At 52.2% G+C, this 21421-nt stretch carries 22 protein-coding genes; 11 read left to right on the forward strand and 11 right to left on the reverse strand.

The annotated features are described in order from the left end of the window. Window positions 1-120: 120 nt before the first annotated feature. The gene (gene rsgA, locus EVJ22_RS10830) at window positions 121-1089 is read right to left on the reverse strand and encodes a ribosome small subunit-dependent GTPase A (protein ID WP_233589686.1); all 969 of its coding nucleotides are present in this window, start codon (window positions 1087-1089) and stop codon (window positions 121-123) included. 244 nt (window positions 1090-1333) lie between these two features. On the opposite strand from rsgA, the gene EVJ22_RS10835 reads away from it, so the two are divergent. The 6 genes from EVJ22_RS10835 to EVJ22_RS10860 all read left to right on the forward strand — a co-directional run bounded on the left by EVJ22_RS10835 (window position 1334) and on the right by EVJ22_RS10860 (window position 5399). Further along, window positions 1334-1717 carry a lmo0954 family membrane protein gene (locus tag EVJ22_RS10835; RefSeq protein ID WP_016508398.1) on the forward strand — a complete coding sequence of 128 codons (384 nt, stop codon included), beginning with the start codon at window positions 1334-1336 and terminating at the stop codon, window positions 1715-1717. 23 nt (window positions 1718-1740) lie between these two features. Beyond that, entirely contained in the window at window positions 1741-2397 is a 657-nt protein-coding gene (locus EVJ22_RS10840) for a PspA/IM30 family protein (RefSeq protein ID WP_071399150.1), read from the forward strand. Between the two features lie 86 nt (window positions 2398-2483). Next, window positions 2484-3176 (forward strand): cell wall-active antibiotics response protein LiaF, encoded by a 693-nt coding sequence (gene liaF, locus EVJ22_RS10845; RefSeq protein ID WP_071399151.1) that lies wholly within the window; start codon window positions 2484-2486, stop codon window positions 3174-3176. Continuing rightward, window positions 3173-4201: a sensor histidine kinase gene (locus EVJ22_RS10850; protein WP_071399152.1), complete on the forward strand. Its 1029-nt coding sequence runs from the start codon at window positions 3173-3175 to the stop codon at window positions 4199-4201. The genes liaF and EVJ22_RS10850 overlap by 4 nt, the downstream gene beginning before the upstream one ends. Further along, on the forward strand, window positions 4198-4830 hold the full coding sequence (locus EVJ22_RS10855; RefSeq protein WP_070328913.1) for a response regulator: 633 nt from the start codon (window positions 4198-4200) through the stop codon (window positions 4828-4830). Before EVJ22_RS10850 ends, EVJ22_RS10855 begins: the two co-directional genes overlap by 4 nt. A 23-nt stretch (window positions 4831-4853) precedes the next feature. Continuing rightward, window positions 4854-5399, forward strand: a complete 546-nt coding sequence (locus EVJ22_RS10860) for a GNAT family N-acetyltransferase (RefSeq protein WP_131443915.1) — start codon at window positions 4854-4856, stop codon at window positions 5397-5399. A gap of 19 nt (window positions 5400-5418) precedes the next feature. Here the strand turns inward: EVJ22_RS10860 and EVJ22_RS10865 are convergent, their stop codons facing one another. The 4 genes from EVJ22_RS10865 to EVJ22_RS10880 form a co-directional block, all read right to left on the reverse strand. Further along, on the reverse strand, window positions 5419-7308 hold the full coding sequence (locus EVJ22_RS10865; RefSeq protein ID WP_131443916.1) for an ABC-F family ATP-binding cassette domain-containing protein: 1890 nt from the start codon (window positions 7306-7308) through the stop codon (window positions 5419-5421). Further along, on the reverse strand, window positions 7305-8006 hold the full coding sequence (locus EVJ22_RS10870) for a lysophospholipid acyltransferase family protein (RefSeq protein WP_071399154.1): 702 nt from the start codon (window positions 8004-8006) through the stop codon (window positions 7305-7307). The genes EVJ22_RS10865 and EVJ22_RS10870 overlap by 4 nt, the downstream gene beginning before the upstream one ends. A gap of 87 nt (window positions 8007-8093) precedes the next feature. Continuing rightward, window positions 8094-8354: a hypothetical protein gene (locus tag EVJ22_RS10875; RefSeq protein WP_016508370.1), complete on the reverse strand. Its 261-nt coding sequence runs from the start codon at window positions 8352-8354 to the stop codon at window positions 8094-8096. An 84-nt stretch (window positions 8355-8438) separates the two neighbouring features. Then, window positions 8439-8681 (reverse strand): hypothetical protein, encoded by a 243-nt coding sequence (locus EVJ22_RS10880; protein WP_070328917.1) that lies wholly within the window; start codon window positions 8679-8681, stop codon window positions 8439-8441. Window positions 8682-9248: 567 nt separating this feature from the next. Between EVJ22_RS10880 and EVJ22_RS10885 the strand changes: the two genes are divergently transcribed. From EVJ22_RS10885 to map, 5 genes are all read left to right on the forward strand, one after another. Continuing rightward, a complete protein-coding gene (locus tag EVJ22_RS10885; RefSeq protein ID WP_071399155.1) occupies window positions 9249-10100 on the forward strand; it encodes a CvfB family protein in 852 nt (283 codons plus the stop codon). A 162-nt stretch (window positions 10101-10262) separates the two neighbouring features. Further along, window positions 10263-11792, forward strand: a complete 1530-nt coding sequence (gene cshA, locus EVJ22_RS10890) for a degradosome RNA helicase CshA (protein WP_071399156.1) — start codon at window positions 10263-10265, stop codon at window positions 11790-11792. Window positions 11793-11894: 102 nt separating this feature from the next. Beyond that, a complete protein-coding gene (locus EVJ22_RS10895) occupies window positions 11895-12146 on the forward strand; it encodes a hypothetical protein (protein WP_071399157.1) in 252 nt (83 codons plus the stop codon). A 64-nt stretch (window positions 12147-12210) separates the two neighbouring features. Continuing rightward, entirely contained in the window at window positions 12211-13377 is a 1167-nt protein-coding gene (locus EVJ22_RS10900; protein WP_233589688.1) for an EAL-associated domain-containing protein, read from the forward strand. Between the two features lie 11 nt (window positions 13378-13388). After that, entirely contained in the window at window positions 13389-14144 is a 756-nt protein-coding gene (gene map, locus EVJ22_RS10905) for a type I methionyl aminopeptidase (RefSeq protein WP_071399158.1), read from the forward strand. Between the two features lie 41 nt (window positions 14145-14185). On the opposite strand, the gene menC is transcribed toward map, so the two are convergent. From menC to EVJ22_RS10935, 6 genes are read right to left on the reverse strand one after another with little or no spacing between them, the layout of a single operon-like run. Continuing rightward, the gene (gene menC, locus EVJ22_RS10910; RefSeq protein WP_071399159.1) at window positions 14186-15253 is read right to left on the reverse strand and encodes an o-succinylbenzoate synthase; all 1068 of its coding nucleotides are present in this window, start codon (window positions 15251-15253) and stop codon (window positions 14186-14188) included. After that, complete coding sequence (menE, locus tag EVJ22_RS10915) at window positions 15237-16607, reverse strand: o-succinylbenzoate--CoA ligase (protein WP_071399160.1); 1371 nt, start codon at window positions 16605-16607, stop codon at window positions 15237-15239. Before menE ends, menC begins: the two co-directional genes overlap by 17 nt. A 49-nt stretch (window positions 16608-16656) precedes the next feature. Continuing rightward, complete coding sequence (menB, locus tag EVJ22_RS10920) at window positions 16657-17481, reverse strand: 1,4-dihydroxy-2-naphthoyl-CoA synthase (RefSeq protein WP_070328925.1); 825 nt, start codon at window positions 17479-17481, stop codon at window positions 16657-16659. Further along, window positions 17482-18258: an alpha/beta fold hydrolase gene (locus EVJ22_RS10925; RefSeq protein WP_071399161.1), complete on the reverse strand. Its 777-nt coding sequence runs from the start codon at window positions 18256-18258 to the stop codon at window positions 17482-17484. Further along, window positions 18255-19904 (reverse strand): 2-succinyl-5-enolpyruvyl-6-hydroxy-3-cyclohexene-1-carboxylic-acid synthase, encoded by a 1650-nt coding sequence (gene menD / locus EVJ22_RS10930; RefSeq protein ID WP_071399162.1) that lies wholly within the window; start codon window positions 19902-19904, stop codon window positions 18255-18257. Before menD ends, EVJ22_RS10925 begins: the two co-directional genes overlap by 4 nt. Then, window positions 19901-21286 carry an isochorismate synthase gene (locus EVJ22_RS10935; RefSeq protein ID WP_131443917.1) on the reverse strand — a complete coding sequence of 462 codons (1386 nt, stop codon included), beginning with the start codon at window positions 21284-21286 and terminating at the stop codon, window positions 19901-19903. Before EVJ22_RS10935 ends, menD begins: the two co-directional genes overlap by 4 nt. Between the last annotated feature and the right edge of the window lie 135 nt (window positions 21287-21421).

A 21421-nucleotide genomic window follows, 5' to 3' on the forward strand; every position in this document is an offset into this window, starting at 1 on the left:
CTGCTATGGACGCAATTATTTCTGAACGATTGTTCATATATGTAGAATTGGTCTTAACATTTGGTACTAATCATAAACGAAAACAAAAAGAGTCGCGGATATTCCGCAACTCCTTTGATTTCATGCTTTTGTTTTGCGCTGTTTCTTTTCTGCTAGTCGTGCCGCTTCGGCTTGGCGTTTTTCAGCGTAACGCAGCTCGCGTTCGAGTTTGACGTAACTCGCATACCGTTTTTTATCGAGCGCACCGGTCGCAATCGCGTCGCGAACGGCACAACCGGGTTCGGCTTGATGCGAGCAGTCACGGAACCGGCATCGTTCTGACAACTCCTCGATATCGCTGAACGTGTCGTCGAGATGATCGGCGCCGTCCCAAAGACCGAACTCACGCATGCCGGGCGTGTCGATGATGAAGAAGTCGTCGACGCGGAATAGTTCGCGGTGCGTCGTCGTATGCTTGCCGCGCTCGTCGCTTTCGCGGACGGCTTGCGTCTCGGCGAGTGTTTTCCCGGCAAGCGCGTTTGTCAGCGTCGACTTCCCGACACCGGACGAACCGACGAGGACGAGCGTGCTCCCGCTCGGCAGCGCAGTTCGCAATGCCTCGACCCCGTCGCCGGTGATCGAGCTGACCGGGAAGACGTCAATTCCTGGCGTCGTCAGTTGGATGTCTTGAACGAGTGGGGCCACATCAGGTACTTGATCAGCCTTCGTTAAGACGATAAGCGGTGTCGCCCCCGTCTCCCAGGCGGCGAGCGAGTAACGCTCGAGCCGGCGCAGGTTGAAGTCGTGACCGACCGCCATCGTGATTAAAATATAGTCGACGTTCGCGCAGATCAGTTGTTCGCGCGTCTCGTTGCCGGCGGCTGTCCGTGAAAGAACAGTCCGTCGTTCAAGGAGACGTCGAACCGTACCTTGACCGTGCTCGCGAACCGTGAACTCGACGAAGTCGCCGATGACCGGATAGTCGCGCTCGCTCATCGCCTCGTGGCGAAATTTGCCCGATATCCCGCATGTGAAAGCAGCGTCCGCTGTCGTTACGGTGTACATATGTTGGAACTGTGCCGTGACACGCCCCGTTGTTGTGTGATCCAAATCGAATCCTCCTTTTAATTGTGGAGGACAACTGCCCTCCTGTTGGCTGACAAGGTGTATACGGCTGTTTGTAAGGTGCTCATAAAACATCATCCTTTCATTGTTCGATACATTCACTGTACCACATTTTCTGATAACGCTATCATCTCAGTCTACAGACCGAGGGAAAACAAGCCTTCCGCTCGTCGCCATCTTTTAAATGGCGTATTATGATAAGAGTGTACTTAATGAGGAGGGATGACAGATGAATCGCCAAGTGAAGCAAGTGTTGTTCATCGTGGCGGCAATCTCTCTAGTTCTCGTCCTAATCGGCTTTTTACCAAATATGATCATGTTTGGTTTGGGGGCGCTCTTAGCACTTTGGGCTGGAGTCAGATTCATGGCCGTGACACATGTCGGCGCAAAAATCGGTTACGGCTTGCTCGCCGTGATCGGGATCATCACGATTTTGTCGAATATTTGGGCGTTAATCGGAATTGTGGTGGCATGGATGTTGTTTAAAGGGTATATGATGTATGCCAACCAAAAGCGGGACGTTGAGATTTTAAATGCGGACGGGTCGCGTGCTAGTCGTAGCAGCTTCCAATCGTTCGATCAAGTCTGGCAAAAGTTTGTAAACCGTCGCTAAGTTTTTAGAAGGAGGATTTTATGATGAAGACACCATTTGATCAGTTTCGTGATTTAGCTAACGAGTTGACGAAAGAATTTTCAAAAGAAATGAAAAAGTATCAAGAAAAAGAGGCGCCACGCTCGAGTGGGGAAGCCGAATTGAACCGCCATATCCGCGGTGCTGAAAAAGAAGCGTTGTCGGTCGAACGTCTCGTCGAGCGTCAGAAGGCGTTGCTCGGCGAACTCGCGACGAAGCGTGACGATGCCAAATTGATGGCTGACAAGCGCTACGAACAGACAGAGCTCGCGAAACAAGCCGGCGAAGAGAAACTGGCTGAACGCGCCGCTCTCGAGTCAAAACATTACGGTGAACAGTATCGCTACTTCGAAGGCTTGCTCGACGAAGGCGGTCGTGAACTTGACGCTCTTGAGCGCCGTGCCCTCGAGATGCGCCTAAAACTCGACGAGATGCAAAACAAACGTTACGAGTTCGCGATGCGTGAGAACCTTGATTTGTTGAAAGGTGCGCTCGATCAAATCTTCGGAGCGGACACATCGAAGTCGCATCCGTTCACAGAAGAAGAGAAGAAAGACGCAACGAAGGAAGAACCTGCGGCCGAAGAAAAAACCGACGCGGCGGACGAAGATGATTTCGAAGCAAAACTAAAAGAACTTGAGCGTCGCTTTAAACAAGACTGACGTAACAGTTCAGCGATGGTCCAGAGTATTTTCGGGCCATCGCTTCTTTGCTTCATTGTACATATCGTTAGGGAGGGGGAAGCAGAGTGGAACGTTGGAACACACGCCAAATTATCGGCTTCATGATTATTTTATTTGCCATCGGACTATTTATCGACATCGTGACGGGTGGGAACAGCGTCCTCTTCAGCATGATTGTGCCGCTCTTGTTGCTTTATATCGGGCGTCGCTTCAGCCGGAAAGGAAATCAGCCGATCAGTTATATCTTTTATGGAATTGGCGGCGTGATGCTCGTCGGACTCATCTTTTCTTCGGCCGCGTTCGGGTTCGTCTTGTCAGGATTGTTACTCATGTTCGGGTACCGTTTGTATAAAAATCGACCGCTTGAGTCGAGTCGGTTCCGGTCGCATATTCGTCAAGAACAGGCGTTTTCGTTCGGGACGAAAGAGTCGGGTCATTACGTCTTGCAAGACACGAATGAATTCTTTTTGCTGCGCGACGTCGAGATGGATTTATCGCGCGCCATCATTCCAGAAGGGGAGACGTTCTTGCTCTTGAACGGACTCGCCGGGGATATCCGTATCCTCATCCCAGCCGGTTACGATTACTCGATCGATGCCTCAATCGGTTTTGGCAAGATCCAAGTCGATGAATCGAACTATTCACCGGTGTTCAACCGCCGTTTTTATACGGCGTCTGATGAGTACCAAGCGGCGACGCGAAAAGTCCGGATTCATATCGTGCTCATGAGCGGAAGCGTCGAGGTGATGACCGTATGAAGAAGGATTCTTACCCAAGGACGGTCGTCTGGCACCAGTTATTCAGCAGCCTACTGACAGCGTTATTCGTGACGATTGCATTTCTAATAGGTGACTCGACTTCACTCCGAGATTTATTTACACGTGAAGAAGGGTTGCCTTTCGGTGTGTCTATCGTTGTCATCGCCGTCTTGATCGGCAGCATATTCGGAGTTGGGTCTTACTTTTACTTGCGCCGGGATTTCCGTGAAGTGGCGATTGCCCTATGGAAGCTCGAGAATCAAAAAGAGATCACGTTCCGGCCGTTATCGCCGTACCGCGATACGCTTGAACGGATTGTCCGCATCAGCAAACAACGTACGGAGATGATCGAGGTCGCCAAACGGGTCGGCGATCGGCCGGTCAGTGTCGAAGAGGCACGTAGCGAGGCGGTCGTCGAAGAACGTCGTCGTGTCGCCCGTGAGCTGCACGACTCGGTCAGTCAACAGCTCTATGCGATCTCGATGATGACGACAGCGGTCAAGCAGACGATCGAATCGAAACCGGAACTCGCCGCTAAACAGATCGGTCAAGTCGAAGTCATGGCACAGACCGCCCAGGCCGAGATGCGTTCGCTCTTGTTGCAGCTTCGTCCCGTCGAGTTAGAAGGGATGACCTTGAAGACGGGGATTGAACGTCTGTTAGAAGAACTGTCCCGCAAGCAATCGACCGAGCTCGTCTGGCGTCTCGAGGAAGTGAAATTGTCACGCCATACGGAAAATGAGTTGTTCCGTATCGTTCAAGAAGCGATCAGCAATACGCTCAGGCATGCCAAGGCGAAGCGGCTCGAAATCGAAATGCGGACCGTCCAACAGACGGTCATCTTGAAAATAAATGACGACGGGATCGGTTTTAACGTCGAGGATACACAAGTCGCCTCATATGGCTTACAATCGATAAGAGAGAGAACGGCCGAAGTCGGCGGGACGTTACGTCTCGTCAGCGTGCCTGGAGTCGGTACACAAATCGAAGTGCGTGTGAAACAACAAGTGGAGGGGTTAGAATGATTCGAGTCGTATTGATTGATGATCATGAAATGGTCCGGGCCGGTGTCTCGGCATTTCTGTCGACACAGCCGGACATTGAAGTAGTCGGGGAAGCGTCGGACGGGGCGACCGGAGCGGAGCTCGCCATCGCTGAAAAACCGGACGTCGTCTTGATGGACCTCGTGATGGAACCTGTGGACGGAGTCGAGTCGACGAAGCGTATTAAAGCGAGCTGGAAAGATGCGAAAATCTTAGTCGTGACGAGCTTTTTGGACGATGAAAAAGTGTATCCGGTCATCGAGGCCGGTGCGATGAGTTATGTCTTGAAGACGGCGAACGCGAATGAAATCGCCGACGCGATCCGTCAGACGGCAGCCGGTAATCCGGTCATGGCCGCACAAGTGACCGGCAAGATGCTCGAACGTCTGCGGCACCCGGAGACGACCCTTCATGAAAGTTTGACGGCACGGGAACGCGAGATTTTGCAACTGATGGCCGAAGGCAAGGCGAACCAAGTCATCGCCGATGAATTATACATTTCGTTGAAGACGGTGAAGACGCACGTCTCGAACATTTTGACGAAGCTTGACGTCTATGACCGGACGCAAGCGGTCGTCTATGCGTTTCAACATAATTTAGTGGACAAATAATCACTCGGACGGGGGGGAACGGGATGATTCCAACGATTGAAACGGAACGACTGCAGTTACGGCAGTTACAATCGACCGATGCGGAGCAGTTACACACGATTTTTTCAAACGTCGACGTGTTGCGCCATTATGGGATGGAGCCGCATCAATCGCTTGAGCAGACGGAACAAATGCTATTCGGGATGCTAGAAGGGATTGCCGACGGATCGATCATGCGCTGGGGCATTATGAGGAAAGGTCACCCCGAGTTGATGGGGACGATCGGATTCCACAATCGCGCCCCGCGCCATCGACGTGCCGAAATCGGTTATGAGATCCATCCGCGTTATTGGCGGAACGGCTACGCGACAGAGGCATTGCAGGCGGCATTGACGTTTGCTGCGTGTTCCGCAGATATCGAGCGAGTCGGGGCTATCGTCTATCCTGAAAATATCCCTTCGCAGCAACTGTTAGAACGCAACGGTTTCATTCGTGAAGGAACGCTGCGCCACTATATGCGCCAAGGCAATCAAACATACGACGTGTACGTATACGGCTACATAGCGAAAAAAGACGGACCACAATGTTAAATTGTGATCCGTCTTTTTTTTATTTTTTCTGAGCCTGAATTTGTTCATCGATTTCAGACAAGTACTCCCAGCGCTCCATTTTTTCTTCGAGTGTTTGCTTGAGGGTACTGATTTCATCGTAAAGATCGTTCACTTTCCCGAGATCGCTACCGGCATCGGCGAGTCGCGCTTCTGCGGCTTCGATTTTCTGTTCGGTTGTAGCGATCTCTTCCTCGATCGTCTCCCACTCTTTTTGTTCTTTAAAAGTGAACTTGACGACGTCGGCTTTGGCGCGTTCTTTCTTGTCTTTCGGTTCTTTTTTAAGCTGCCGTGCCTCGTCTTGAAGCTCGGCCAGATAGTCGCTATATTCGGCGTGGTAGACGTTGATCGTCCCCTCTTCGAAGGCGATCAGTTGCTCGGCGATACGGTCAAGGAAGTAACGGTCGTGACTGACGGCGATGACGGTTCCTGGGAACGACTCTAAGTAGTCCTCTAAAACCGACAACGTTTCCGTATCGAGATCGTTCGTCGGCTCATCTAAGAACAAGACATTCGGCTCATCCATCAAAATCCGCAGCAACACAAGACGACGCTTCTCGCCACCGGACAGTTTACTGATCGGTTTATATTGGGCGTCCGGTGTGAACAAGAAACGCTCGAGCATTTGACCGGCGGTGATCGTCTCGCCGTCCGGTGTGTAGATGACTTGGGCGATCCGTTCGATCTCGTTGATGACCCGTCGCGTCGTATCGTCAAATTCGACTTGTTGACCGTAGTAACCGATGTGAACCGTCTCACCGTGGACGACCGTGCCTGACGTCGGTTCGATGCGACCGGCGAGCAAGTTCATGAGCGTCGTCTTGCCGCTCCCGTTCGGTCCAACGATGCCGTATCGTTCTCGGCGTCCGAACAGCCAGCTGAAATCGTGAATGAGCGGCGTGTCCGCATACTGGAACGATAACTGTTCGACTTCGATGACTTTTTTTCCGAGCCGGCGTGAACCGACCGATACGTCGAGCGCATCGTCTTCGGCGAGTGCCTCTTGCTGCTTTAAGCCCTCGACACGTTGAATCCGGGCTCTCTGTTTCGTCGTCCGAGCTTTGGCACCGCGGCGTAGCCAAGCGAGCTCGCGTCGCAAGATGTTTTGCCGCTTTTGTTCCATCGACTGAGAGCGGGCTTTGCGTTCGGCCCGTTTCTCGAGGAACAGTTCATAGTTCCCGTCATAAAAGTAAGACGTGCCGTCGGCAATCTCGAGAATATGGTTCGTCACCCGGTTCAAGAAATAACGGTCGTGGGTGATGAGCAAGATCGCGCCTCGGTAGTCCGCGAGAACCGTCTCGAGCCAAGCGATCGTATCGGCGTCGAGTTCGTTCGTCGGCTCGTCGAGTAAGAGCAAGTCGGCTTCGTCGAGCAAGGCCGCAGCGAGCGCGACCCGTTTTTGTTGGCCCCCGGAGAGGGAACTGATCTCGGCCGACACGTCAGGTAACCCAAGCCGATTCAAGATCGACTTCAGCTTCGCTTCCGTTTCCCAAGCGTCAGCGGCATCGACCGCTTGCTGTGCTTTCATGAAACGTTCGAGCCATTGCTCGCTCGATGGGTTCGCCTCGAGTGCTTGGCGAGCGAGCTCGTATTGTTTTAACGCCATGACGGATGGGGTGTTGCTTGTGAACAAGGCGTCTAAAATTGTCTGACCGGGAGCGAAATCAACGGTTTGCGTCAAATAACGAATCCGATAGTCGTTCGGATGTTGCATCGTGCCTTTGTCGGCTGTTTCGACGCCGGCAATGATTTTTAAGAACGTCGATTTCCCAGAACCGTTGACGCCGATGACGCCAATCCGGTTACCGGGATGAATCGTCATCGTGACGTCGTCAAACAAGACTTTGTCGGCGAACTCTTTACGGATGCCTTCGATTGTTAATAAACTCATTTGGAACCTCCTTCAACGACTTGGCGAATCATCGCTTCTACTTTCGCTGTCAATTCTTTATTCGAGACGTCGGCCGGGTCGATGGCCGGTAAAAACGTCACATCGACGATACCCGGTCTAATCCGATTTTTCATTTCGAGCAGGTGATGGCTGCCGTTGATCGCCACCGGAACGATTTTTGCTCCGCTCGACGTAGCGAGCGTCAGGCTGCCGGCTTTAAACTCTTTCATCGGCCCACCTTTTGAACGAGTGCCTTCCGGGAAGATGATGATGGACTGTCCGGATTGGATCGTCTCGACACCGGCACGGATCGCTTTGACGGATTGGCGGCGGTCACTGCGATCGATAAAGATGCAACCCATCAATTCCATCCAACCCGCGATCATCGGAATTTTTTTGACTTCGATTTTTGAGATGAACGCTTTCGGGTGCTTTGTCGCCGTGATCATGATCGGGATGTCGAAGTTTCCTTGGTGGTTGGCGACGTAGACGACCGGTTCGTTCGGAATATGTTCTTGTCCGTGCACACGGACTCGGGCTCCGGCCACTTTCAATAAGAAGCCGGCCCAGTTGTAGGCGATTTTTTGAACGTAATCGTATCGTGCCGGTACGTCGAGTCGTTTTGCTTTCGGATAAAACGGAAGCAAGACGGGCAAGACGGCGAAGAACGAGAAAAACCAAATGGCGGTGCGTAACATAGTATCAATCTCCTTTTCAAAATAGAGCCAAACAGCAAGAAAGAGTCTTCTTCTCACACAGAGAATCTGACTCTTAGACATGAATCTTTATTCCCAGAAGCGAGAATCGGTTTCCTCTTCTTCTTCCTCGAGTTCGAACGTAATTCGTTTATTCACCGGGTCAACGACAAAGTAGGCACCGTCTTGCTCGATGCTCTTAAACTGCATCACGTGATCACTGCCAATTTCTAAGGTGAGGCGGATTCGATTGTCGTCATCGACGAGCAAAATGCCGTCTTCTTTCAGCCACAGCTCCATGACGGGTGAATAGCGTAACAGCCATTCGTTCGATAAAGGGATTTCATTCATTCGTGTTTGTGCCTCCTACGGTCCAAGTCCGTTGTGCTCTTCTATCTAGAATAGAATACCAAAAGTGGAGTGGGAACACGAGCGTTATGTAGAGCGTTTGCGTGAACTGGAGTGCATGCGAGCGACGATGCGATCGATGCGCTTTTGATTGCGCCTTTCTTTCAGGAGCACGTTCATTTGTGCGATAAGCTGTTTAAATGAAGATAGACCCATGGCGAGCAGTGCCGCGAACAAGAATGTGCCGATCGGATCTTTGAAAAAACCGGTTTGGAGCGAGACGGACAAACCGACGACTGAAAGAATCGTGGTGAGAAAATAAAATAGCATGAGTGACTCTCCCTTCCCAGATGATTCAATTGAAAAAACCGAACGTATTTCTCGTTCGACAAGTGAGCAAAAAATTCCTTTTTTTGTCGAACAAAACAAAAAAACGCCTTCTGACGAGCGAGAGGGCGCTTACTCTTGAACCATCGTGACGGAAGACGACACGTTCGTATCGACACCGTTTGAGAATATGAAACTCAGCGAAGCTAGAAGAGCGAAGAATGCAATCAAAAGGCCCTTCATGAAGCGTTTCGCAAATGAGCGAGATTGAACATCAAACATTTTATTTCCCCCGTTCGGACATTGCTGAAACCTGATTTATAAACAACACTCCTTTAATAATAACGTTTTCAAAAAGTGGATACTAGATGGAAAAACATTGTTCACAAAATTGTCACAAAATTCCGTCTGATACTCGGTCGATTTAGAAGCTTGACGGTTGGGTGGTTCATTGTCCTGTTCACAAATTGGACACAATTGACCTGAAGCAGGAAAAGGAACGTGATATGATTAAGAACGTGTGTAGGTAGGTATACTGACAGTAATAAGATGAAAAAGGATGTGTATAGAATGGTATTACGTGCAGGAGATGTAGTCGATCTAGTTGCGGAACGTTCAGCCGATTTTGGCGTATTTATTGGGAACGGCCGTGAAGAGGTATTACTTCATCGGAAAGAACAAACAGAAGAAGTCACAGTCGGTCAAACGGTGCGTGTCTTCCTATATCATGACTCGGAAGGCCGTCTCGCTTCGACGATGACGATTCCGAACGTATCGTTTGATGAATATGAATGGTTCGAGGTGACAGGCGTTCGCTACAATACGGGCGTCTTCGTCAACATCGGCATTCAAAAGGACGTGCTCGTCTCGCTCGACGACCTTCCTGAAAACCGGACATATTGGCCAAAAGAAGGCGATAAGCTATGCGTCCGTCTCAAGTACGATCAAAAAGGCCGTCTGCTCGGAGAACCGGCTCATTATGCGTATTTGAACTTGCTCGCCCGTCCCGCCAAAGAAGAGTGGGGCAATCAAGACGTTCAAGCGATCGTCGTCAATAAACGCGATGTCGGTGTCAACGTCTGGGTCGAGAACGAATCACTCGGTTTCTTACATGAAGCAGAGATGACGCGATGGCCGCGTCTCGGCGAACAGTTAGCAGTACGTGTGACGCAAGTGAAACAAGACGGCACCGTTCTTGTGTCGATGAAACCACGGGCGTACGAAGCAATCGACCCGGATGCAGAAAGCATTCGTTCTTACATCGAAGAACGCGGCGGTGAAATGCCTTACGGCGACAAGACAGCCCCGGACGTGATCGACCGTGAGTTTGGCATGAGCAAGGCGGCCTTCAAACGGGCGCTCGGGAAGCTCTTGAAAGAAAAGCAAGTTGAAAAACTCGACAACGGGTATAAATTGAAATAAGATTACTCATGTACAGGTGGCCGAAAAAAGTTTTAGAATGTATTTCTTTCATTTTAGAAACAAATGCGGTATAGTAATAAGAGTTGACTACGAGGAAACATTTAAAGAACGTCTGCAGAACCAACCTCAGACGTTTTTTGCATGAACAAAGGAGAATATAATTTGACAAAATTTCAAGATTTACAGTTAAGTGATGCATTAGTAAAAGGTGTACTCAAAATGGGCTTCGAGGAAGCGACACCGATCCAAGCTGAAACAATTCCAATCGCACTCACAGGAGTGGACGTATTAGGTCAAGCACAAACAGGTACAGGGAAAACAGCAGCTTTCGGTATTCCGACAATTGAGCGAATCGACACAAAGGCGCGTCAAGTCCAAGCACTTGTTCTTGCACCGACACGTGAACTTGCGATTCAAGTTGCAGAAGAATTGAACAAAATCGGGGAAGCGAAGCGTGTATACGCACTTCCTGTATATGGTGGTCAACAAATCGACCGTCAAATCCGCGGCTTGAAAAAGAACCCGCAAATCGTCGTTGCGACACCTGGACGTCTCATGGACCACATGAAACGTAAGACGATCAAACTCGATGAGATCCAAACAGTGATCTTGGATGAGGCGGATGAAATGCTCAACATGGGCTTCGTTGAAGATATCGAGATGATTTTGAAAGGCCTTCCGGCTGAACGTCAAACGCTTCTCTTCTCAGCGACAATGCCACCACAAATCAAGAAGATTGCTGAGCGCTTCATGAAGTCGCCAACGATCATCAAAGTAAAAGCGAAGGAAATGACAGTTGAAAACATCAACCAACAGTTCCTCGAATTGCGTGAAAACCAAAAATTCGATACGCTTTGCCGTTTGATCGACATCGACTCACCAGAACTCAGCATCATCTTCGCTCGTACGAAGAAACGTGTTGACGAAGTTACAGAAGCACTCATCAAACGTGGTTACACGGCTGATGGCCTTCACGGTGACTTGACGCAATCAAAACGTGACCAAGTCATCCGTCGTTTCAAAAACGGCACGATCGACATCTTGGTCGCAACAGATGTAGCGGCGCGTGGACTTGATATCACAGGTGTCACACACGTTTACAACTTTGACGTCCCACAAGATCCGGAAAGCTACGTGCACCGTATCGGACGTACAGGCCGTGCTGGTAAAACAGGTACTGCCCTTACGTTCATCACGCCACGTGAATTCGGTCAAGTGAAGTCAATCGAGCGTGTGACGAACAAGAAAATGAACCGTCGTCACGTACCGACGATCGCAGAAGTACTCGAAGGAAACCAAAAGCAATCAGCTGAAGATTTGATCGAACGCGTTCAAGCGGGCGATTTCAAAGCTTACACGCAACTTGCGACTGAGCTCCTTGAAGAGTACGAAGCAGTCGAGCTTCTCGCAGCAGCACTTCGTGGTTTGACGAAAGAGCCAGATTCAACACCTGTTGAAATCTCTTACGCAGAACCAGTTCGTGTGAAACGTCAAGGTGGACGCAACGACCGCGGTGGATACCGTGGTGGCGCACGCAGTGGTGGCGGAGACCGTCGCACTGGCGGCGGAGACCGTGGCGGACGCTCAGGCGAACGTAGCGGTGGCGGTGGATACCGTGGAAAACGCACTGGTGGGACCGACGATCGTCGTCGCTCATCAGAAGACCGTGGCCCACGTCGTCCGCGTGACTAATCGATAAAACGAAAACCGCATTTCCTTAAGTGGATTTGCGGTTTTTTTATTTGTCTCATGCTACACTGAACGAGTAGAGATTGAAGGATGAGGTGTCAACGGATGGTAGAACTAGGTTTAGGTCTCGTCATATTATTGGCGTGCGTCCTAGCATTGAAGCCGATTGTTATGCGGACAGCACGTCCGAATTTCCGATATATTCCGGTCGCCACACTTTTGTTTGGCGCGATGATTTGGTTAGTCATGGCCATCGGCGTCGGCGGGAAGATGGGAATCGGATACGGTGTGATGAGTATCGTGTATTTTATTGCTTGTTTCGGTGCCTATATGTATGTGCATACACGAGCGAGCTGAAACCGGCTCGTTTTCTTGTTTCAAAAATGAGGATGAGGTGATCCAATTGGACGCAGTGGATGTGATGATGAATCCAAATGAAGTCGAAGTGACATATGAACCGATCTTCGGGGCGGCCACGTTTCAAGTGGAAGGGTACATGGTACACGGCCATTTCAGGGGCGAGTCGCTCACCCCGTTCTTTTACGATGACGACGTACCGGTCGAGTATCAACTCGACATCGCCAAACGGATGGAACGATTGGCCGCCGAAGCGTTGCGTGACGAAAAGCAGTTCGTCACGTTCCGCTGCCGGTCGGAATGGATCCTTGAAGAAGGGGGCGAAGCATTTTTAGCACCGTTACGGGAATTGAACTTCCCGCTCCACCGGATATTTGTGACACTTCAAGGGACCGAGCTCGTTGATGTGTCTCGTCTGTCCCGCGTCGTTCAATATTATCGATCTTCTGGTGTGAGAGTCGCGCTCGACTTTGCGGAGTCGACGAGTATCGAGGACATCATGACGATTGCACCGGAGTTGTTGCTTGTCGATTTAGCAACGATGGTCGAGAAGAAGACGTTGTCGGTGACTTACCCCCAAATGCTCCAGACGATGGAATACATCGCTTCGAAACTCGGGGCCCCGCTGCTTTATAAGTCAATCGATCATCTCGGTCAGTTGCGTTACGCTTGGCAGCACGGTGGAAGTTACTACATGGGTGGCTTGTTAGGTCGTCAAGAGGATTTCCCGCCGCGTGAAGCAAAAGGAATGAGTGTGCTGACGCAAGAAGTTCCAGCGTTCTTCCTGCACGACCAAGAGCGATTGAAGCGGTTGTATGAGCTGGAATTCGAACTTCACGGAAAAGTCGCGGAGCTCGTCCAAACCGGGAAATGGTCACGGGATAAGAAGGATGAATGGCTGCTCCATATCGCCCCTAAATTAGAAGGGATGCTCGTTCGCTACTACTTGACCGACCAAACTGGCTTCCAGACGAGTGCGAACGTCTACCAAGAGCAACATGTTTGGAAAGTCGACAACACGTACCGGGGCTATAACTGGAGTTTTCGACCATACTTTATCAGAACGATGGCGGCGATGAGCGTTCGCGGACGGGGCTATTTGTCGGAAGACTATCGCGACTTCAGCTCTAACGAAGTGACGCGGACGTTCAGTTATCCGTTGCCGGACGGCATGTTTTTGTTCGCCGATCTATCAGAAGAATACTTATACCAAAACCGATTATTAGATTGAGAGGGATTATGATGTTTGATTACGATTATGATGCGTTGCGTGAGATTGGAAGAATTGTCGCCCGGGCAAGGGATGAGATGGCTCAGGCCGTCACGCCAGGAATGACGACGAAAGAGCTCGATGCGATCGGGCAACGTATTCTTGAAGAAGAGGGAGCGGCCTCGGCGCCGATTACGATGTATGAGTTTCCGGGCTATACGTGTATCTCCATCAATGAAGTGGCTGCCCACGGAATTCCAGGTAAAGAAGTCATTAAAGACGGGGACATCGTCAATGTCGATGTGTCTGCCGTGAAAGATGGCTATTATGCAGACACGGGACGGACGGTGATTGCCGGTACACCGAAATCGCCAGAACATGTTCGCTTAGTCGAGGTCTCGCTCACGTCGCTCGAAGCAGGTCTCAGCAAAGTGAAGGCCGGTACGAAAGTGAACCAGATCGGAAAAGCGATTTACGCGGATGTCCGCAAAAATGGCTTCACTGTCATTCGAAACTTGGCAGGTCATGGACTCGGCCGCACGCTCCACGGCGAACCGGAGACGATCTCGAACTACTATAGCCGGGAAGAGAATGACATCTTGAAAGTCGGTCAAGTCATCGCGGTCGAGACGTTCGTCTCGACGAAAGACGAGATCGTCTACCAGTCAGAAGAGGATGGCTGGGCGTTGTTCACACCGAACGACAGCCCCGTCTCGCAGTTTGAACACACGGTCATCGTGACCGAGGACGGCTATGAAGTGTTGACTGGCACGTTCCGAGAAGAATAATGTAATCAAACAAGGATACAGACCGCGGTCTGTATCCTTGTTTACGTTAACTGGATGATTTGTTCGCTTAACTGATGAATCTTTTTCCAATCCGGAGTGACGACGTCAGGGATCGAGAGCTGACCGTTTTCGACGTCGAGCTGCGTATCGAGCAAGTCAGTCTCGAAATAGGCGCTCGTTCCGGCCATGTCGGCCGGATAGGCGGCACCCGTTAACGAGGCGAATAAGAGCGTATGATAACGGCCGATCGATGATTCGTACATACCGCCGACCCAATACGGAGTACCGCTGTCACGGATTGCGAGCGCCTCGGTCAATCCCCCGACGCGGGCAGGTTTGATGTTGACGATGCGTCCGGCCTGAAGCCGATTCATCGTCTCGACGTCTTGCCGTGACGTGATGGACTCGTCAAGACAGATGGGCGTCTTGAGTTTTGATTGCAGGTCGGCCGAGTCGCCCCAGCAGTCGCTTGGATAAGGCTGCTCGATCATCAAGAGACGATGGGCGTCGAGTTGTTCGAACCAGTCGAGCGGCTGCTCGTGTGCACTGCCGTTCAAGTCGATCATGAGCGGAGCGTCCGGGAAAAAAGTTCGTACTTCTGCGAGCGCCGTCAATAGCTCATGGGGCGATGCTTTCAACTTGATCCGTTCGAACCCGGAATCGAGCGCTTGTTCGATCGCGTTCAACGTTTCGGTGAGCAGGCCGATCCCAATCGTCCGCCCACAAGCGACGTGATCTCCGGCTTGCAAAAGTTGTTTTAGCGTCATGCCAGCACGGGCGGCCTCGATTTCCCAGAGTGCACTCTCCCACATCGCTTTTGCCATCGGATGTCCGATGATCGAACGGACGTGGTCTGAAAATGTGGTCGCGCTGACCGTCTGTCCGTTCAGCAATCGATAGATCAGTTCAGACGTGTCGACGGTCGAGCGAACCGTCTCCGACGTATACCACGGCGTCTCAAAAGCGACACCTTCACCGTATCCGACTGCTCCATCGGTCGTTTCGAGACGGAGGATGACCGTCCGTCTCGTCGTCAAGACGGCATGGGCTGTCACGAGCGGGTGTTTGAACGTAAGTGGGACGATGTAAAGGTCAGCTCGTTGAATCATAATCGGTCTCCTTTAAGCGGTGTCTCATCAATTTTCCGTTGGCGTTTCGTGGGAGCTGAGTGACCGCGATCAACGCCTTCGGATGCTTATACTTAGCGAGGTGGTCGTTTAAAATTTGCGTAAGTTCGTGAGGGTCGTACGTCCCGACGATATATGCAATCGGGACGGCGCCCCATGTCGGGTCAGCCTTCCCGGTGACACCTGCGTCCTCGATACCGGGGCATCGCAACAGGACGCTCTCAATCTCCGCGGGATAGATGTTTTCTCCGCCCGAGATGATCAAGTCGCTCCGGCGATCCAAAACATATAAATAGCCGTCTTGGATCGTTCCGAGGTCGCCGGTTCGCCAGTACCTGTCCTCGGTCCAAGCGTTCGCTTCCGATTCGTTATAATAGCCGGGCGTGACGGTCGGGCCATTGACTTCAATCTCACCATCGCGACTGATACGGATGCGGGTCGGTGCGATCGCTTGACCGCTTGAACCGATGTGGTCCAGTGCTTCAGACGGTAATAGCGTCGCGACTTGAGAGCACGTCTCCGTCATCCCGTACGTCTGAGCGATCGGCAAGTGGCGGCGGTCTGCTTCTTCGAGCAACGTCCGTGGCACCGGTCCGCCTCCGACGAGGATGACGCGGAGATGGTGACTTGTCAATCCTGCGTCGAGCAGTCGCCCGAGCATGATGGCGACGAGGGAAAGATGGGTGATCCGTTCAGACGCGATCAATTGGATCGTACGCAAGACGTCAAACTTCGGTTCGACGTATAATGTCGAGCCGAACAAGGCGCAGCGGTACACTTGAGCGAGTCCGCTCATGTGGAACAGCGGTGTGACGACGAGCATGCGGTCGGTCGGCTCGTATCCGAGATGTTTTTTTGCGGCCTCGGCGCTCGCGCGATGATTTCCGTACGTCTGTTGCACCGCTTTGGCGTGTCCGGTCGTGCCGGACGTAAACATGAGCGACATGACCTCGTCACGCCCCCAGCGATGATGTCGGCGCAATGGCTCTTGATCGCGTACGCTCACGTCGATTTGAGGGACGTTGAGGTCGATTTCCTGATCGACGAGTAAGATGTCGATGTGGGCCTTGTCGAGTTGCATTGCGAGTTCGCTTGTGGTCAGTCGTGTATTCAATGGGACGAGTACTTTTCCGAGCGAATGGACGGCGTGGACTGCGACGACATAGTCTTTACTATTTGACGCATACAGTCCGATGTGACGAGCGTCCGGAACGGTCCGGCCTAAAAAGTGTGCCAAGCGCGAGCTCTCATCGATCAATTCGCCCCACGTCAGACGTTCCGTTGCGGTGACGAGGGCGATCGTGTCGACAGGATGTTGCTTAAAATCATAATCCATCACAATTACCTCCAAAAAAAGAGTAGCGAATTCGCTACTCTCTTACGATTTACGGGAAACGCGGGAATTGACCGAAGTCAGGGTCACGTTTTTCTTTGAAGGCGTCACGGCCTTCTTTTGCTTCATCTGTCGTGTAGTAAAGGAGCGTCGCGTCACCGGCGAGCTGTTGGATTCCGGCCAAGCCGTCCGTATCAGCGTTCATCGCAGCTTTCAAGAAGCGGAGTGCTGTCGGCGAGTGTTGCAAAATCTCTTGGCACCATTGGACCGTCTCGGCTTCAAGCTGTTCGAGCGGGACGACCGTGTTGATGAGCCCCATGTCGAGCGCTTGTTGTGCGTCGTATTGACGGCACAAGTACCAAATCTCACGAGCCTTTTTATGTCCGACGATACGTGCCAAGTAGCCTGAACCGTAACCGGCATCGAATGAACCGACTTTCGGTCCAGTTTGACCGAAACGAGCGTTGTCGGCCGCAATCGTCAAGTCACAGACGAGGTGCAAGACGTGTCCGCCACCGATGGCGTATCCAGCGACCATGGCGATGACCGGTTTCGGGATGACTCGGATCAAGCGCTGAAGATCAAGAACGTTCAAGCGCGGGATATCATCGTCACCGACGTAGCCGCCGTGACCGCGAACTTTTTGGTCGCCACCTGAGCAGAAGGCTTGATCGCCTTCACCTGTCAAGATGATGACGCCGACTTCTTTATCGTCACGGGCGCGCGCGAACGCGTCAATCAATTCGTTGACCGTGAGCGGACGGAACGCGTTCCGAACTTCCGGGCGGTTGATCGTGATTTTTGCGATCCCGTTCCACTTCTCATATTTAATGTCTTCATACGTACGGACCGATGTCCAGTTTGCTACTGATTCCATTTAAATTCCCCCTAAAATCAATTTCTCTATCATTGTACCAAATTGTTGGGTGTTCTCGATATGGGGAGCGTGGCCCGCACCCGAAATTTCGTGTATCCGAATGTCTGGACGACGTTCGCACATAGCGCGAGCAATCGTTTGAAACTTCACATCGTGCGCACCGACGATCAAATCGGTTCGAGGCAGGCGGTCAAGATGCGTCCATAGCGACGGCATACTGCCGGTCCCGATGGCGCGCAAACTGTTCGCGAGCGCTGACGGGTCTTGAGCGAGCCGCTCATGTCGAAGCGAGGCCCGCATCTCGTCCGTTTGGCGCCAAAGCGGGAGCATCTCCCATGCGGCGACGAACGCTTCGATTCCGTCCGTCTCGATTCGTCGCGCGAGCCGTTCATCGGCGTCGCGTCGCGCTCGTCGTTCTGAAGCGGTGAGACCGGGCGTCGTACTAATCCCGATGAAGTGGTCCACGCGCTCGTCACAGGCTGCGAGTGTCATCCCGATGCGGCCGCCGAGCGAATAGCCGATGACCGTCCACGGCCTTTCGTCCGTGTCGAGCAGCGTCGACAAATCCTTCACTTGTTGGCTCATCTTCGCGCGGGCGACCGAGCAACTGCCGGTCTGTCCATGTTGAAGCAGGGACGGGGCGACGAGGCGCACCGGCAAGTCAGGGAAATACGAGAGCCATCCGGCGTTGCTCGTGAAGCCGTGCAACAAGAGGACCGGTCTTCCGGACCCGTGCTCGATTACTTCATACGACACGTCACGGACAGTACGTCTCACGTCCCGTTCTCCAACGTGAGACGCGTGCAGATCGATTCCGTCCAGTTCCGGTGGGATAAGACGTTGTCGGCACGGTCAGACGGGAATTCGATCAACTGAATCCCGGCCTCGATCGCTGCTGTCACGTCTTCTGGACGTTCGAGCAGTTGATAGCTAAGCCCGTATGTGTCGGCGAAGCCACGGATGTTCAAGTCGAGCGGTGTACCGAACAAGTCTTCGAACATCTGTGGCTCGATTGATGCTTGCGGTAAGAAGGAGAAGATACCGCCGCCGTTGTTGTTGGCGACGATGATCGAGAACGAGCCAGGATGCGTCTTTAGTAACTGCAGGGCGTTGCTGTCGTGATAGAACGCCAAGTCACCGATCAGTAACGCGGCTCGTTCTGTGTCGTGGCAAGCGCCGAGCGCGCTCGAGATGATTCCGTCGATTCCGTTCGCGCCTCGGTTGGCGAAGACGGATACGGCTTGTCCGGCGCCGAGCGTCGTGTCGACGTCACGGATCGGCATGCTGTTGCTGACGAACAAGCGGTCGATCTGAGCGTTCAAGACGTGACGCGTCAAGGCGCTCTCACCGCTCAGACTTGGTTTGGCCGATTCGGCGACTTGTTCGAATAAGGAAAAACGAGCGCGGTAGACGTCGTCAAACGGGACGTCGATGACATCCAAATAATCATTCGCGTCGCCGTAGACGACAGTCGCACGACTCGATGGGTCGCGAAACGAGCCAGGCTGTTCAATCAAGATTTGGTGGGTCTGTTTGAGCCATTCATTCAACCGTTTCGATACAGGAGCCGCACCGAAGCGAACGACCGCATTCGGCGTCCATTCTGGGCTATGCTCACTTGCGAGCCACGTGTCATAATTCGTCAAAACGCCGTCAAAGCAACGCATGCCACTTAGCGGATCGGCGAACACCGGAATTCGGTGAGTGTTTGCTACGTTGTAGATGGTTTCGAGCCAAGGCGTCGGCGTGCCAGGTCCGACGACGAAAGCGAGCCGTTCGACGGCCGTCTCTTGTTTGAAGCGAGCCAAGTCGTCGGTGACGGGACGAATGTACGAGGTCTCGCTCCGTCTCGAAGTGGCGGTCAATTGTGACTTCAGACGGTCGATATCGGGCAGTAACGGTTCTCGGAACGGAATGTTAATATGGACCGGTCCGAGCGGGGCCTGCGCACTCAAGCGTACGAGACGTCCGACGGCTTGTTCCATATAGCGCAGACTCTCTGGCTCGGGCACCGGTAGATCGAGGCTCGTCTTCACATGTTCACCGTAGAGACGGACTTGATCGATTGCTTGCGGGGCCCCGACGTTACGCAACTCATGCGGCCGATCTGTCGTCAAGACGACGAGCGGGAGCTGGGAAATCGTTGCCTCGGCGACAGCTGAAAAATAGTTGGTAGCGGCTGTGCCGCTCGTACAAATTAATGCGACCGGCCGAACGTCTTCGCCAGCGCGGGTCAGTCCGAGCGCGAAGAAAGCGGCTGAACGCTCATCGACGACGACGTGATGGCGTATATTCGGGTGCAAATACGCGGCCATCGCCAGCGGTGTCGAACGCGAACCGGGACTGATGACGACGTCATAAATCCCAGTTTCGACGAGTCGATTCATCATATGGGATACCCAATTCGTTAACATATCGTTCATTCGTGATTGCCTCCTGAAATGACTTGGTCTAACCCGAGCGCTTGCTTGATCGGGCTCAATTTGACTTCTGTCTCGGCTAGCTCTGATTCGAGTTCAGACTCTTGGACGATTCCACAGCCTGCGTATAATGCCACGAACTGATGCTGGACGAGGGCCGAACGGATGGAGACGACAAATTCACCTTCTCCGTCGGTGTTCAACCAGCCGAACGGTGAGCCGTACCAGCCGCGATCGAACCGTTCGATGTCGCGCAGCAAGCGGACGGCCGTCCGCTTCGGAGAACCGCCGAGTGCGGGTGTCGGGTGCAACGATTCAATGATGGAGAGGAGAGACGCGTTCGTGTCCAAAGTCGCTTTGATCGGTGTGTGTAAATGAAATACCGAGCGGTTCTCTAAAATCGTCGGGGACGGTGCGACATGAATGGTCGCTGCATAAGGCGTGAGAGCGTTTTGAATGTCTTTGACGACGATTTGGTGCTCTTCTAAATTTTTACGGTCATGCAACAACTGCTGTTTCGCCGTCTCGGTTTCCGCGTCCGTATCCGGGCGTTTGATCGTGCCGGCGATGGCCGCAGTCTCGATATGCGGCCCTTGTTTACGGACGAGCCGCTCCGGTGTGGCCCCGAAAAATCCGATTTCCCGTTTCGGTTGATATAAGAACACATAACTGCCTTCTTGATGTTCAGACAAGTGCCGTAGCGTCTTCGCGAACGGGAACGCTTCATCTGACGTCTGGTAAATCTCTTCCCGGGCGATGACGAGTTTCTCGACTTTTTCTTCGGCGATATATCCTTTCGCCTGTTGAAAACTTGATTTAAAGTGATCGACGCCGTCTTTTACTTTCGAATACGTCGGTGTCGACTCATCGGGCGCGTGCAGGGCGTTGAACTGGGCCAATTGGTCGGCTAGTTGAATTAAATATTGTTCAACGGTCTGGTTTGAAGAAACAAGGGTCGACACCGTCAACGTGTGCCTGTCACCGGAACGACGGTATAAAAATTTAGGGACGACTAAAGCCGCCTCGCCGAATGAGTCCCACATGTTTTTTTGAGGTCGGACGAACGTATCGAACGAAAATCCTGAGAACGCATAGATGACGGCATCGACATCTCGGCGATGCAGGCTCCAGTCGTATTGCAGACGTTGGAACCGTTCGGGTCCGGACGCCGTCAAGACGAGCGCGTCGGCACAACCGAGCATTTCAAGTGAGCGATCGGGTGTCGAAAAATAATAGTGTGATGTTTCTGTATTTTGAATGATATGAAACGCGTCGAACGAAGGGATCTCCCACGTGTATGAGGCAAGGACAGGTCGTTGCCATGCGCGTGCGCGTTTATGCGCTTGTTCGATTCGTTGTTTAATGTGTGTTTGAGTATCTGGCATATAAGAAAAGCCTCCTCAATCCGATAGAATATTCATCTTTTAGTGTATCATGACTTAACGGCTGTACTGCCCGTCAAATGCTCGAGAAACATGACTTCAGACGATTGAGGGGCGGGCATTGACAGATTTTTTTGT

The sequence above is a fragment of the Exiguobacterium sp. SH0S7 genome (genome assembly GCF_004337195.1).
Taxonomy (GTDB): Bacteria; Bacillota; Bacilli; order Exiguobacteriales; family Exiguobacteriaceae; genus Exiguobacterium; species Exiguobacterium aurantiacum_A.

Bases quoted from the DNA above. Each gene is read 5' to 3' on its own strand.
- EVJ22_RS10835 (WP_016508398.1), top strand. From the start codon at position 1,334: ATGAATCGCCAAGTGAAGCAAGTGTTGTTCATCGTGGCGGCAATCTCT.
- EVJ22_RS10840 (WP_071399150.1), top strand. From the start codon at position 1,741: ATGAAGACACCATTTGATCAGTTTCGTGATTTAGCTAACGAGTTGACG.
- EVJ22_RS10850 (WP_071399152.1), top strand. From the start codon at position 3,173: ATGAAGAAGGATTCTTACCCAAGGACGGTCGTCTGGCACCAGTTATTC.
- EVJ22_RS10855 (WP_070328913.1), top strand. From the start codon at position 4,198: ATGATTCGAGTCGTATTGATTGATGATCATGAAATGGTCCGGGCCGGT.
- EVJ22_RS10860 (WP_131443915.1), top strand. From the start codon at position 4,854: ATGATTCCAACGATTGAAACGGAACGACTGCAGTTACGGCAGTTACAA.
- EVJ22_RS10865 (WP_131443916.1), bottom strand. From the start codon at position 7,308: ATGAGTTTATTAACAATCGAAGGCATCCGTAAAGAGTTCGCCGACAAA.
- EVJ22_RS10870 (WP_071399154.1), bottom strand. From the start codon at position 8,006: ATGTTACGCACCGCCATTTGGTTTTTCTCGTTCTTCGCCGTCTTGCCC.
- EVJ22_RS10875 (WP_016508370.1), bottom strand. From the start codon at position 8,354: ATGAATGAAATCCCTTTATCGAACGAATGGCTGTTACGCTATTCACCC.
- EVJ22_RS10880 (WP_070328917.1), bottom strand. From the start codon at position 8,681: ATGCTATTTTATTTTCTCACCACGATTCTTTCAGTCGTCGGTTTGTCC.
- EVJ22_RS10885 (WP_071399155.1), top strand. From the start codon at position 9,249: ATGGTATTACGTGCAGGAGATGTAGTCGATCTAGTTGCGGAACGTTCA.
- EVJ22_RS10895 (WP_071399157.1), top strand. From the start codon at position 11,895: ATGGTAGAACTAGGTTTAGGTCTCGTCATATTATTGGCGTGCGTCCTA.
- EVJ22_RS10900 (WP_233589688.1), top strand. From the start codon at position 12,211: ATGATGAATCCAAATGAAGTCGAAGTGACATATGAACCGATCTTCGGG.
- map (WP_071399158.1), top strand. From the start codon at position 13,389: ATGTTTGATTACGATTATGATGCGTTGCGTGAGATTGGAAGAATTGTC.
- menC (WP_071399159.1), bottom strand. From the start codon at position 15,253: ATGATTCAACGAGCTGACCTTTACATCGTCCCACTTACGTTCAAACAC.
- menE (WP_071399160.1), bottom strand. From the start codon at position 16,607: ATGGATTATGATTTTAAGCAACATCCTGTCGACACGATCGCCCTCGTC.
- menB (WP_070328925.1), bottom strand. From the start codon at position 17,481: ATGGAATCAGTAGCAAACTGGACATCGGTCCGTACGTATGAAGACATT.
- menD (WP_071399162.1), bottom strand. From the start codon at position 19,904: ATGAACGATATGTTAACGAATTGGGTATCCCATATGATGAATCGACTC.
- EVJ22_RS10935 (WP_131443917.1), bottom strand. From the start codon at position 21,286: ATGCCAGATACTCAAACACACATTAAACAACGAATCGAACAAGCGCAT.